Here is a 12,321-nt window from a genome sequence, read left to right as displayed (position 1 = left end):
CCCATCAGGGTGCACCCGAGCATCTCCACCTCCTTGATCCCGAACTTCCGGTTGGTGACGTCGCCGACCATCGCGGTGGTGCGCAGCACTTTCGGTGCCCATTCATCGGTCGTCGCCAGCACTCCGGACGGCGCGACCGATGCCATACTCTTGTGTCCGGAGCCGACGACGAAGTCGGCCCCGATTGCCTTGCCGTCGACCGGCATGACGCCGACCGTGTAGGCACCGTTGTAGAGGAACGGGATGTCGTACTGGTGCGCGACCTTCGCGATCCCCCGGACGTCGTGCTGGTTTGCGAACTGGTAGTCGTAATGGTCGATCATCACGAGGGCCGGGGTTTTTCCGCTCTCCCGGACGACCTCCTCGATCTTCTCCGCCGTTGCATCCGCCGTGACGCGATTGCCGGCGTCAAGCGGCACCTCCTTCACGACGCCTCCCGCTTCTTCCACGGCCAGGAACTCCGTGTAATGGGCGAGGGCCGAGACGATGACGGGATCGCCCTTCGAGACGAGCGTGGAGGCGACTGCCTGGAACCCGCGTCGTGCGCCGGGGACGACCCGCGCCTGGTCCATGTTCACGAACTTCGCGAGGTCCTCGTGGAACGCCGCAATGGAGGGCTTCGTGATCTTATCGAGCCGGAAGGGCTTTCGGCAGGCGTCACAGGTGGAGTAGCCGTCGCCGTACGAGATCAGGGCNNTCGGCGATCATCGTGGTGCGGGGAGTACCCCGGTCTTCTTCAAGCTCCGCGATGATGGACTTCAGATCCGCGATCTTAGCGCGGAACGCCTTCTCTTCCTCCTCGTCAAGGCCGGTCGGGAGCGAACCACGAAAGATCTCCCGCAGGTCCTCAAGGGCGAAGAGGGCTTCGAACGTCTTCTGGACTCTAATACTCATGGTATCCCTTAAAGCCCGGGATGAGACTTGAACTCATCTCCTCCGATCTGCAGTCGGACGCATAACCCCTCTGCCACCCGGGCGCCTGAGTTCACAATTGTGAACTCTGCATAGTAGATGCCACATGCAGATAGATATAGATTAACAAAGCGGCGAATTTTTCCGGGTTTCCCTCCGAACGGAAGGGTTTAACAGGTACGGGAGGGAAGCAGGGCCGACTCATCTGCGGCACATTCGGAATGGAGACGGGGTATGCGGCGTGGCCTGCAACACCCGGACAGGAGAGCAGAAGCAGGGAGAAAAGTGTGTTTCGCGATCGGCCCCGCCGGACCAGGGAGTCACGATACGGAAGAGAGACCCGGAGCGGAGGATCGCAGCGTCGCCGCGAAACGATACAACAGAAGAGAGCCAGGGCCCGGATTTGAACCGGGGTGTAGTTGATCTGCAGTCAACCGCGTAGCCACTCCGCCACCTTGGCGCTGGAATTCACAATTGTGAATCCGCTATATCACTATGCTCCCTCTCATGCCATTATAGTTCTTCTTTCGGCAATTCTTTCCGCATCTCAGCCGAGTTCGGACCGAATGCGGCAAACCATCAGGGCGGTCGTCGCCCGAAAGAGACAGGACTCTCCTGCGGCGCACTCGATCCGGGAGCCACCGGAGCGGGAGGCATGGACAAGGCGCTCCAGCCATCGGCGTGCCGCAGTTACCGCTCATCCCGCCCGAGCAGCCGGCAGACCTGGCAGACCTCGCCGCTCGTGAGTTCGCCGCAGATGCGGCAGGCGGAAAGCGCCCTGGCCGGCTCCGCCGGGCGGGCCAGACGCCGGACGCCGTCGCGGAACCTCATGATGCGATGCATCGTGCCCGGATGACGGTGTTCGAGTTCTGCAACCATCGAGCGCACCTCCGACCGGAGCGCCGTCCCGGCATAAGGACACTCGGGCAGGTCGCGGAAGTAACCGCGGAGGAGGAGGTAGGTCACGATCTCCTTCTCGGAGAGGACGGCGAGCGGTTTTATCCGGGGGACGAAATAACCCGGATAGCCGGTCGAGGTGTCCTGGAGAAGGCGAGGGAGGTCGCCGCGGAGGACGTTCATCAGGACCGACTGCGCCTCGTCGTCGAGGTTATGCCCGGTGGCAAGCTTCGTCGCGCCGACCCGCTTCACCCCCTCGGCGAGTGCCCGCCGGCGCAGCACCCCGCAGACGGTGCAGCCCTGCGCCTCCCTGCCGACGAGCATCGAATCGAGGTCCGCCCCGAAGAGGTCGGCGAACGTGACGATCGCGTGCTCGACACCGAGCTCCTGCGTCAGAGCCTCCGCGGCCCTGAGGGTCTCCTCCCGGTAACCCGCGATCCCTTCGTCGATGGTGACCGCGACGAGGTCTGCCCCAAGCGCCGGGAGAGAGCGGTGGAGCATCAGGAGCAGGGCGGTGCTGTCCTTTCCCCCGCTCAGGCCGACGGCGACCCGGTCGCCCGGAGATACCATGCACTCGCGCTTCATGGCGGCAAAGACACGGGCTTCGGCGTCTTCGATGAAGTGGGCGGCGCAGAGCCGCCGCTCCGGCTCGACGAGGCGGACGACCGCGGGTTCGCCGCAGAGGGAGCACCGGTTCCCACCGAAAGTCACCGGCTCACCCGCCGTGCGAGAACCGGATGATCCGGATCTCGTCGCCCTCGGTCGCCACCACGTCTTCGGGGACGATCTTGCCGTTTTTTGTGACGATCACGGTCGTCGGGTTGATCCCGAGTTCACGGAGGATCTCTTCTATCGGCGCGGAGGTGCGAGCGAGCGTTCGCACGCTCCGGTCCGGGAGGATGATCTGCATACTTCTGTTGTGAATGTTGGTTTTGCGATCCCATAAATACCCTCAGGGGTCAGGAGCGAAATACGGCGTATCCGGCGCAACAGTAAAAATTATAAGGATCTCAGAAGAGATCCGTGTGCAGATTCACAATTGTTAATTTCGTGACCCAAGAGCCTGTGGCGACAACCGGGAGGAGAAGAGATGCACACCATGACACCCGAGGAGAAGGCATACCTCATCAGTATCGGATCGGCGAGCATCGACGAGGCGCTCGCCCCTGCTCTCCAATCAACGACGGCGACGGCTGGCCCGGGAGCCGGAGGAACATCGATCTTCATCCGCTCCGGCAGCCGGAGGGTCAGGCTCTCCATCAACCCGGCATCGCCGCTCCGGGTCGTCCCGGACGGGGACGGGGTCGCCGTCGTCCGCGACGGCGAGACGATCACGCGGGGCAGCATCGAACGCCCGCTCTGCCACTGCCCGGAGCAGGCATACGTCACCGTCAGCGAGCGCTGCGTCTACGACTGTAAGTACTGTCCGGTGCCGAAACTCGACGGGGCGATCAAGGATACGGAGACGATCGTGAGAATGGTCGAGGAGGCCGCTGCCAGCGGGAGCCTCTCTGCGATCTCCCTCACGAGCGGCGTCGCCGAGACGCCGGAGCAGGAGGTGGAGCGGGTGGCCGCCGTGGTGAGGGCGCTCCGAACACGGTTCGACCTCCCGATCGGGGTCTCGGTCTACCCCACCGCGGACTCGACCGCGATCCTCCGTGCCGCCGGTGCCGACGAGATCAAGTACAACGTCGAGACGATGGACCCCGAGATCTTCTCGCGGGTCTGTCCCGGCCTCTCCCTCTCGTTCATCCTCGATGCGCTCAAAGATGCGGTAGAGGTCTTTGGGCGGAACGCGGTCTTCTCGAACTTCATCATCGGTCTCGGCGAGGACGACGAGACGATCAGGGACGGCGTCACCCATCTTGCGAAGATTGGCGTCATTCCCATCCTTAGAGCGATCTCCGCATCGCCCCTCCGGGCAGGCGAGATCGCCGTCGAGCGTCCGTCGGCGGAGCGTCTCCTCCGGCTCACGGTGATGACCCGGGAGATACTGGAGCGGTACAACCTCGACCCGCGGCGGGCGAGGACGATGTGCCTCCCCTGCACAGGCTGCGATCTCACCCCGTTCTGGGACGTCTGATGCGGGGGATCACGGGGCGCACCCACCACTGCCCTCGTAGTGCTCGAGGATCGAGAGGGCGACATCCCGGCCGAGCCGGATATCGACGACGGAAAGAAAGACCTCGATGTATTCGGGTGAGACGCACCCGAGGCTCTCGCTCCCGTCCAGTATCAGCCCCGCGAGGTAGTGGAGGTCGTCGTCATCGAGCCGTTCCAGACGGATGCGGAAGTCCTCCGCATTCGCTGCGTAGTGGTTCGCGAGCGGGGGGAGGACGGACCGGTAGGGCCCTCCCGAACCCGCACATACAAGCCCCGTGCATTCGGGAGCGGCCTTCTTTAAGATCGCCACATCCCGCTCGGATAGAATTCGCGCCATGAGATCGTCTCCGCGCGGCCCGGGGGAGTCCCGGGCCGCACCGTACGTTCACAATTGTTAAGTGTACGCAGGAATAACGTTTGTGAAAACGACCTGTATCATAGACCAGAGGTTGTGATACCATCCCGTCCGTCAATACCGATAAAACCCTCGCCGAACGGATAGCAGCGCTGAAAGAGGAGCGAGACGCCATCATCCTCGCCCACAACTACCAGATCCCGGCGGTGCAGGAGGTCGCCGACCTCGTCGGGGACTCGCTTGAACTCGCCCGGGCGGCGGCGAAGGCCGAGGCCGACGTCATCGTCTTTGCCGGCGTCGACTTCATGGCCGAGACGGCGGCGATCCTTTCGCCGGCAAAGACCGTCCTTCTCCCCGCGGCCGACGCCTGCTGCCCGATGGCGGAGATGGTTACCCCCGGCGAGGTCCGGGTGCTGCGCGAGCGGTTCCCGGAGGCCGCCGTCGTCGCCTACGTCAACACCTCCGCCGCGGTGAAGGCGGAGAGCGACATCTGCTGCACCTCCGCAAACGCCGTCGCGGTCGTCGAGTCGCTCGACGCAGAGCAGGTGATCTTCCTCCCCGACAGAAACCTCGGCCGCTACGTCGCCCGGTTCACAAAAAAGGAGATCCTCCCCTGGGAGGGCTACTGCATCGTCCACGACCGGATGACGGCCGATGAGGTGCTGGCCGCCCGCCGCGCACATCCGGAAGCCGAGGTGCTCGTCCACCCCGAGTGCCGGCCCGAGGTGATTGATCTGGCCGATCACGTCTTCTCGACCTCGGGGATGGTGCGCCACGCCTGCGATAGCCCCCGTCGGGAGTTCATCATCGGGACCGAGGTCGGGCTCCTCCACCAGCTCGAGAAGAAGTGCCCGGGAAAGGTCTTTTATCCCCTCTCAAAGAAGGCAATCTGCGTCAATATGAAGAAGACCAATCTCGCAAAGGTATGCGCCACCCTCGAAGAGTGCAAGCCGCGGGTGACGGTCCCGGAGGATACCGCCGCCCGGGCGCGGGTCGCGATCCAGCGGATGCTGGATCTCCCGCGGTAGTCATTTTCAGGTCTTCTCGAAGAGATTCCGTTCGCCGAAGAACCGGTCCCAGTCCCAGGGCTCGTCGAGAACCTGCACCTCGACGTTCTGAACGCCGCTCACCTCGAGGACCCGGCGCCGGACCTGGTCGGTGAGGTAGTCGACGAGCGGGCAGGTGGCGGTGGTCAGGACCATCTCGACAAGCACCGATGAGTCCCGGACGGTGATCCCCCGGATCAGACCGAGGTCGACGAGATCGATCCCGACCTCCGGGTCGATCACCTCTTTTAACGCCGCCCGGACTCTCTCCTCGAGTTCGATCTCCTCCTGGCGTCTTCCGGGAACCAGGCCCGCCCGCTCCATCGCCCGGAGCCGCTCCTCAATCCGATTCTGCCTATCAAGCATGCGGCTGATTACCCGGAGCATCGGGTCGGGAAGGTCGCCGCGGTCGAGTTTCTCCTGGCCCCGCGGACACTTCGGACCGGCAAGCCTGCCCGGGACCCCGACGACCGTCGCACCGGGGGGGACGGGGTGGACGACGACCGAGCCTGCGCCGATCTTTGCCCCGCGCCCGACGGTGATGGGGCCAAGCACGATCGCCCCCGACCCGATGATGACGCCGTCCTCGATCGTCGGGTGCCGCTTTGTCCGTTCGAGGGCGGTCCCGCCGAGCACCACACCCATGTAGATCAGGACATCGTCCCCGACCTCCGCGGTCTCCCCGATCACGACACCCGACCCGTGGTCGATGAAGACCCGGCGGCCGATCTTCGCGCCGGGGTGGATCTCGATCCCGGTCAGCGCCCGCGATATATGAGAGACGAGCCGGGCCAGGAAGTAGAGTCGGCGGCGGTAGAGGGCGTGCGCTATCCGGTGCGCCCAGATGGCGTGGAGGCCCGGGTAGCAGAGGAGGACCTCGAGCGTCGACCGGGCCGCCGGGTCCTTGTCAAAGACCGTCTGGATGTCTTCCCTGATGCTCACCGCGTCGCCCCCGCCTCAGGCGCTAAAGAGGTCCGTCGAGAGGTACCGCTCGCCTGTATCCGGGAGGATGACGACGATCACCTTTCCCTCGTACTCCGGCCGGCGGGCGACCTCGCAGGCCGCATGGACCGCCGCACCCGAGGATATGCCGGCGAGGATACCCTCTTTGGCGGCGAGCCGGCGTGCCATCGCGAAGGCATCCTCGGCGGTGACCCGGACGACCTCGTCGATGAGATCGGTCCGAAGAACGCCCGGTACGAACCCGGCCCCGATCCCCTGGATTCGGTGCGGGCCAGCCTGGCCGCCGGAGAGGACGGGGGACTCGGCAGGCTCGACAGCGATCGCCCTAAATGAGGGTTTCCGCGCCTTGATGACCTCGGCAATCCCGGTGATCGTTCCTCCCGTCCCGACGCCGGCGACGATGGCATCGACGGCCCCGTCGGTGTCCCGCCAGATCTCCTCGGCGGTTGTCCGGCGGTGGACGGCTGGATTCGCCGGGTTATCGAACTGCCTGGGCATGAAGTAGGCGTTCGGTTTCTCGGCGGCGATTTTGGCGGCACGGCTGACCGCTCCCTTCATCCCCTCGGCCCCGGGGGTGAGGACCACCTCGGCCCCCAGCGCGGCGAGAAGTTTGCGCCGTTCCACACTCATCGTCTCGGGCATCACCAGGATGAGCGGGTAGCCGCGGGCGGCACAGACGAACGCAAGCGCAATCCCGGTGTTGCCGCTCGTCGCCTCGACGATCGTCGTCCCTTCCCGGATATCGCCGGCCCGCTCGGCCTCGTCGATCATCGCAACACCGATCCGGTCTTTCACGCTCCCCATCGGGTTGAACGACTCCACCTTGGCGAGGACCGTCGCCCGGGCCCCATCTGTTACGCGGTTCAACCGGACAAGCGGGGTGTTCCCGATCGTCCTGGTGATGTCATTGTATATCCTTCCCATAGGTATTGCCCCATTTGATCATTCACATACTTGAATAGACAGCATTTCCACATCTCCGGCATCCCCCACCGCCTCTTCGAGCGCACGGACCGTCTCGATCGCCGCAGCGGTGCAGGGACGTGCCGGGACCGCTCCGCATCCGCTTGCGGGTGCGATCGAGACATCGAACGTCCCGATATCGCGGGCAATTCGGATGACGTCCTCCTTGTCGAACCCGATCAGCGGCCGGTAAACAGGGATCGTCGCCGCATCGGTGAGCACCGCCAGGTTGTCCAGGGTCTGCGATGCGACCTGGCCCATCGACTCGCCGGTGACAAAGCCCTTCGCCCCCACCCTCCGGGCGACTTCAGCGGCGATCCGATACATTCGCCGCTTGCAGAGGAGGCAGGTATAACGCTCCTCTCCCCGCTCTTCAAGCGTCCGCCGCGCCCGGGCGAGGTATCCATCCCGAACGACCATAAGATCGATATCCGGCTGGTAGCGGCGGAGGGCCTCGACCGTGGCCTTCGTCCGGGCAAGGTTCGTCTCGTCAAGGAAGCCCTCGAGCCCGACATAGATCGGGACGATCCGGCACCCCCGCTTCATCATCAGGTAGGCCGCGACCGGGGAGTCGATCCCCCCGGAGATGAGCGCAACAAGCGTCCCCTCCACACCCGGGGGGATGCCGCCGGCGCCAGGGATCTTCTGGTCGAAGAGGTAGCAGGTCCCGTCCCGGACCTCGATAAAGATCTCCCGTTCTGGGTGATCGAGGTCGACCGAAAGGTGCGGGTACTCCGACCGGACCAGGTCTCCAAGCCGCCTGGCAAGATCCTGTGAGGTGAAGGGGTGAGTCCCGACGCGCCGGATCCGGAGGGCGAAGGTCGCGGCGTCTTCGATATCGTGATCATCGCAGAACCTAAGAAGCCCCGCCGGCAGATCGTCGAGCGGCACGACATCGCAGAGCGAGAACGAGACGATGCCAAAGATATTCCGGAGCACCTCCGGGTCGACGTCCCCGGTAAGCCAGATCCTCCCGCGCTCACGCCGGACTTTTGCACCCGGGAGCACTCGTTCGATCCCGCAAACAAGGCTCTTCTCCCACGCCCGGCGGACGGGCTCCGACTTGAGGAAGACCTCGGAGTAACGCACCAGCCAGACCCGGTTCGGTTCGGTCATGGTCTCCGCCTCCCCTTCAGCCGGAGCCGTTCGACCTCCGCGCCCCCCGGCACACGGATCAGGAACGTCCCGTAGCAGGGCTTGGTGTAGGGGAGGACGATGTAGGCATCCTCCTCCACCCCGACGGCGATCGGCGGGACCCCGATGATGTGCGTATCAACGATCGCGTACCCCGGATCGACGTAGTAGATCTCGCGGCAGCGCTTCTCCACCGCCTTCCGGCACTCAGCAAACGAGGCTCCCCGAAGGAGAACCTCAGGGTTCAGCTCGTCGATGCACGCCATCCGAAGACCTCGTCGATCCCAATTTTTAGTTTTCCCGGGTTGTGGACCGCCTTCTCCACGACCTTCTCGCAGGGGAACTCGACCCCTGCTGCGAGTTCTTCGGCGATCCTGCCGAAGATAATGAGGAGGAGGCGTGCGTTGGGGAGGAGGTGGCGCACCGTCGCGGCATACGAGACGCCGGCATCGTTATGGGCGAAGACCACACAGAGAGCGGCATTCCGCTTCCTCTCCGCCAGTTCCCCGATACAGCGGTCGAGGTCGATGGTCTTTCCGATGTAGTGCTGCCTCCAGTCGGAGACGCGGAGGAGGCCAAGAACCGAGGCGTTCCCGGCACAGAGGACGTCGTAGCCATCTTCAGCGAGCCGGCCTGCAAGGTACAGACCGATCGCCGCCTGCACCGGAACCTCCGGGCACCCGAAGACCAGGAGGGCCGATTCATCCGTCTCTGCCTGCGGCGTCATGTGCACCTCCCTATGAGGGTGCTGATCGCATCGCTCGATATGAGCCCGATCACCCGCCGGTCCGCGTCGACGACGGGAAGGGCGGAGATCGACCGCTCCTCCATCCTCCGGGCGACCTCCGCGACCGGCTCGTCCGGGGCGGCGGTGACGACCGAGCGCGACATGATCTCGTCGAGGCTCCCATAATCGCAGGCAACCGCTTTCGCGATGTCCCAGGAGGTGACGATCCCGGCGAGATCGCCCTTCTCAGAGAGGACGGGGAGGTGGTTGACGCCGTTCTCGATCATGATCCGGGAAGCGTCGTGAATGGACGCCCGTTCGACGATGGTCGGAATGCCCGTCTCCATGACGTCCCGGACGAGCAGGTGGTCGAGGAACGTGCCGATGATGTAGTTCAACTGCCCATACTCGAGGAGGAATCCGTCGTGCCCGTAATTCGACCGGATCTCGCAGTAATGGACGGGAATGCCGTTTGCGGCCAGGGCATTGACGATCTCCTCGGACTGGTAGGGCGGGTAGAGCCAGTCCGAGGAGACCGAGACGACCAGGAACGAGGCCTTCGCCCCGGCAAACCCAGCGGCGAGCGAGTCGTCCACGGCGAGATCGAAGTAGTCGAGCGCCCGGGTGATGTAGAGGTAGGAGTTGGCGTCGAAACGCCGGGTGAAGGTCTCGCCCTGGTGGTGGAGGTAACTCTCGACCTGAAACTCGGTGGAGAACCCGTAGCCGACGCTGCTGCGGCCCTGCAGGTTGCGCCCGAACTTCTCGCGCATCGCCCCGTCGGAGAGGTAGGTGATGTGCCCGATCATCCGGGCGAGCCTAAGCCCCTGCACCGGCGGGCGATCCGCCGGGTAGGCCCCGCCCGCCCACGCGGGATCGGCCATGATTGCCTGCCGCCCGACCTCGTTGAAGGCGATCTGCTGGGCGGTCGAGCGTGCGGTCGTGGCGATGGCGATCACCTTCCGGACCGCCTCCGGGTAGGTGACCGACCACTGGAGCGCCTGCATGCCCCCCATCGAACCCCCCGCCACCGCGGCGAGGCAGTTGATCCCGAGGTGGTCGATCAGGCGTTTCTGCGCCCGGACCATGTCCCGCACGGTGATCACCGGAAACTCCAGGGCATAGGGCCGGCCGGTCGCGGGGTTGATGGAGGAGGGGCCGGTCGAGCCCTTGCAGCCGCCGATGACGTTGGAGCAGATGACGAAGTAACGGTCGGTGTCGAAGGCCTTTCCGGGCCCGATGACGCCGTCCCACCACCCAGGCCGGGTCTCACCTTCATGGTAGCCTGCCGCGTGGGCGTCGCCCGAGAGGGCGTGGCAGATCAGGATCGCGTTGCTCTTCTCCCGGTTCAGCCGGCCGTAGGTCTCGTAGGCGATCGTCACCGGCGAAAGGACCGCACCGCTATCGAGAGGGAGGGGTTCGGAGAAGGTGACGTACTCCGTCCTTGTGGTGCCGACCGATCCGGGCATCTTACTCATCCCCGAGCGCCTGGTCGAGGTCTTCGATGATGTCCCTGACATCCTCTATCCCGACGGAGAGGCGTATGTAGTCCGGGGTCACCCCGCAGGCCGCCTGCTCCTCGAGCGTCAGCTGCTGGTGAGTGGTGCTCGCCGGGTGGATGACGAGGCTCTTTGAGTCTCCGATGTTTGCCAGGTGCGAGAAGAGCCGGAGCCGCTCGATCACCTTTTTGCTCGCATCACACCCCCCTTTCACCCCGAACCCGACCAGGGCGCCGAACCCGCCGGAGAGGTATTTCCGGGCGAGGGCGTGGGACGGGTGGTCGGGGAGGCCGGGGTAATTCACCCAGGCGACCTTCGGGTGGTCCCGGAGGAACCGGGCGACCGCGAGAGCATTCTCCGAGTGCCGCTCGACCCGGAGGTGGAGGGTCTCGAGCCCCAGCAAGAGGAGGAAGGCGTTCATCGGGGAAAGGCACGCTCCCATGTCCCGGAGGACCTCAAGCCGGACCTTGTAGGCGAGGGCGACGTTGCCGAGCCCCGGGAAATTCCCAAACGTCTCCCAGTACCTGAGCCCGTGGTAGGAGGGGTCGGGCTCGGTGAAGCCGGGGAACTTTCCGTTGTCCCAGGCGAAGTTGCCGGAATCGACGACCACCCCGCCGATCGAGGTGCCGTGGCCCCCGACGAACTTGGTCGCCGAGAGGACGACGATGTCGGCACCGTGGTCGATGGGGCGGACGAGACCGACCGCCGCGGTGTTGTCGACGACGAACGGCACCCCGGCGTCGTGTGCGATCGCCGCGATGGCCTCAAAGTCGGGGACGTCAAGTTTCGGGTTCCCGATCGACTCCGCGTAGACCGCCCGGGTCTTTCCCGTCACCGCCGCCGAAAACGCCTCGAGGTCGGTCGAGTCGACGAAGACCACCTTGCGCCCGAGTTTCGGGAACGTGTAGTTGAAGAGTTCGTAGGTGCCGCCGTAGAGGTTGTCGGCGGCGACGATCTCGTCGCCCGGTTGTGTGACGGCAAGGAGGGCGTTTGTGATCGCCGCCATCCCCGACGCAACCCCTACCGCCGCGGTTCCTCCCTCGATCGCAGCCATCCGCTGCTCGAAGACGTCGGTGGTGGGGTTCATCAGCCGCGTGTAGATGTTTCCGGGCTCTTTGAGCGCAAAAAGGTTCGCTGCGTGCTCCGTATCACGGAAGACGTAAGAGGTCGTCTGGTAGATTGGTACGGCACGGGCTCCCGTCGTCGGGTCGGGCGACTGCCCGGCGTGGAGGGCGAGCGTGCCCAGCCGGTAGTTATCTCTGCTCATGCTGATCCTGTCCTCGGTTTCACATTCAGATTGTATTTTGTGGCGATCTCCTGGAAGGCCTCCGCGAGATAGCGGATCTTCTTCCAGGAGAGGCCGAAGGTGTTGAGTTTCCAGGTGCGCGTCGCTCCTGCAAACTCCCCGACGATCCCGCGCTTTGAGAGTTCGTCGGAGAGGAAGAAGCCCCGTCGCTTGTGGGTCGCGGCGACCGCATCGAAGCTCCCGGTGGTGTCGACCTTGGTGAGCGTATGCTTTCTCGGGTACTCGGAGAGGACCTTTGAGCCCTCGATGGCGAGGAGGGCGTCGATGAAGTAGTTCGACTTCTTCACCTCCTCGTCCCAGTGGTTGACCCGCTCTTTTACGGCGGGGAACGAGGCCATCATCGAGAGCAGGGTCCCTCCCATCAGGGTGCACCCGAGCATCTCCACCTCCTTGATCCCGAACTTCCGGTTGGTGACGTC

12 protein-coding genes, 2 tRNA genes and 2 pseudogenes are annotated in these 12,321 nt (G+C 64.6%); 2 read left to right on the top strand and 14 right to left on the bottom strand.

The features are described 5' to 3' along the window. The 5 genes and pseudogenes from ACI94_RS02545 to ACI94_RS02525 form a co-directional block, all read right to left on the bottom strand. Positions 1-894: pseudogene (locus tag ACI94_RS02545) on the bottom strand (aminotransferase class V-fold PLP-dependent enzyme); the annotation flags it as partial. A gap of 12 nt (positions 895-906) precedes the next feature. Then, positions 907-977: transfer RNA gene (locus ACI94_RS02540), tRNA-Cys, on the bottom strand. A gap of 323 nt (positions 978-1,300) precedes the next feature. Beyond that, a tRNA-Cys gene (locus ACI94_RS02535) sits at positions 1,301-1,372 on the bottom strand. 230 nt (positions 1,373-1,602) lie between these two features. Then, positions 1,603-2,520, bottom strand: coding sequence for a TIGR00269 family protein (locus tag ACI94_RS02530; RefSeq protein WP_066957536.1), 918 nt, complete (start codon positions 2,518-2,520; stop codon positions 1,603-1,605). 4 nt (positions 2,521-2,524) lie between these two features. Then, positions 2,525-2,719 carry a MoaD/ThiS family protein gene (locus ACI94_RS02525; RefSeq protein WP_066957538.1) on the bottom strand — a complete coding sequence of 65 codons (195 nt, stop codon included), beginning with the start codon at positions 2,717-2,719 and terminating at the stop codon, positions 2,525-2,527. 180 nt (positions 2,720-2,899) lie between these two features. Between ACI94_RS02525 and ACI94_RS02520 the strand changes: the two genes are divergently transcribed. Beyond that, the gene (locus tag ACI94_RS02520) at positions 2,900-3,892 is read left to right on the top strand and encodes a radical SAM protein (RefSeq protein WP_083524813.1); all 993 of its coding nucleotides are present in this window, start codon (positions 2,900-2,902) and stop codon (positions 3,890-3,892) included. A 9-nt stretch (positions 3,893-3,901) separates the two neighbouring features. On the opposite strand, the gene ACI94_RS02515 is transcribed toward ACI94_RS02520, so the two are convergent. Next, a complete protein-coding gene (locus ACI94_RS02515) occupies positions 3,902-4,249 on the bottom strand; it encodes a hypothetical protein (RefSeq protein WP_066957540.1) in 348 nt (115 codons plus the stop codon). A 122-nt stretch (positions 4,250-4,371) separates the two neighbouring features. On the opposite strand from ACI94_RS02515, the gene nadA reads away from it, so the two are divergent. Continuing rightward, complete coding sequence (gene nadA / locus ACI94_RS02510) at positions 4,372-5,295, top strand: quinolinate synthase NadA (protein WP_066957542.1); 924 nt, start codon at positions 4,372-4,374, stop codon at positions 5,293-5,295. Positions 5,296-5,301: 6 nt separating this feature from the next. Here nadA and cysE read toward each other — a convergent pair whose 3' ends face one another. The 8 genes and pseudogenes from cysE to ACI94_RS02470 form a co-directional block, all read right to left on the bottom strand. Next, positions 5,302-6,255, bottom strand: coding sequence for a serine O-acetyltransferase (cysE, locus tag ACI94_RS02505; RefSeq protein ID WP_066957545.1), 954 nt, complete (start codon positions 6,253-6,255; stop codon positions 5,302-5,304). A 15-nt stretch (positions 6,256-6,270) separates the two neighbouring features. Continuing rightward, positions 6,271-7,200, bottom strand: a complete 930-nt coding sequence (cysK, locus tag ACI94_RS02500) for a cysteine synthase A (RefSeq protein WP_066957547.1) — start codon at positions 7,198-7,200, stop codon at positions 6,271-6,273. A gap of 18 nt (positions 7,201-7,218) precedes the next feature. Next, positions 7,219-8,355, bottom strand: coding sequence for a tRNA uracil 4-sulfurtransferase ThiI (gene thiI, locus ACI94_RS02495; protein ID WP_066957550.1), 1,137 nt, complete (start codon positions 8,353-8,355; stop codon positions 7,219-7,221). After that, on the bottom strand, positions 8,352-8,639 hold the full coding sequence (locus tag ACI94_RS02490) for a DUF1894 domain-containing protein (protein WP_286681050.1): 288 nt from the start codon (positions 8,637-8,639) through the stop codon (positions 8,352-8,354). Before ACI94_RS02490 ends, thiI begins: the two co-directional genes overlap by 4 nt. Then, positions 8,618-9,100 (bottom strand): DUF1890 domain-containing protein, encoded by a 483-nt coding sequence (locus ACI94_RS02485; protein ID WP_066957554.1) that lies wholly within the window; start codon positions 9,098-9,100, stop codon positions 8,618-8,620. Before ACI94_RS02485 ends, ACI94_RS02490 begins: the two co-directional genes overlap by 22 nt. After that, positions 9,097-10,617, bottom strand: coding sequence for a homoserine O-acetyltransferase (locus tag ACI94_RS02480; RefSeq protein ID WP_224732764.1), 1,521 nt, complete (start codon positions 10,615-10,617; stop codon positions 9,097-9,099). The genes ACI94_RS02485 and ACI94_RS02480 overlap by 4 nt, the downstream gene beginning before the upstream one ends. Continuing rightward, positions 10,568-11,863, bottom strand: coding sequence for an O-acetylhomoserine aminocarboxypropyltransferase/cysteine synthase family protein (locus tag ACI94_RS02475; protein WP_066957558.1), 1,296 nt, complete (start codon positions 11,861-11,863; stop codon positions 10,568-10,570). Before ACI94_RS02475 ends, ACI94_RS02480 begins: the two co-directional genes overlap by 50 nt. After that, positions 11,860-12,321 (bottom strand): annotated as a pseudogene (locus ACI94_RS02470) (O-phospho-L-seryl-tRNA:Cys-tRNA synthase); the annotation flags it as partial. The pseudogene ACI94_RS02470 and the gene ACI94_RS02475, both read right to left, overlap by 4 nt.

Source organism: Methanoculleus sp. DTU007 (assembly GCF_001512385.1).
Classification (GTDB): domain Archaea; phylum Halobacteriota; class Methanomicrobia; order Methanomicrobiales; family Methanoculleaceae; genus Methanoculleus; species Methanoculleus thermophilus.
This window is presented reverse-complemented; position numbering and strand designations above follow the sequence as displayed.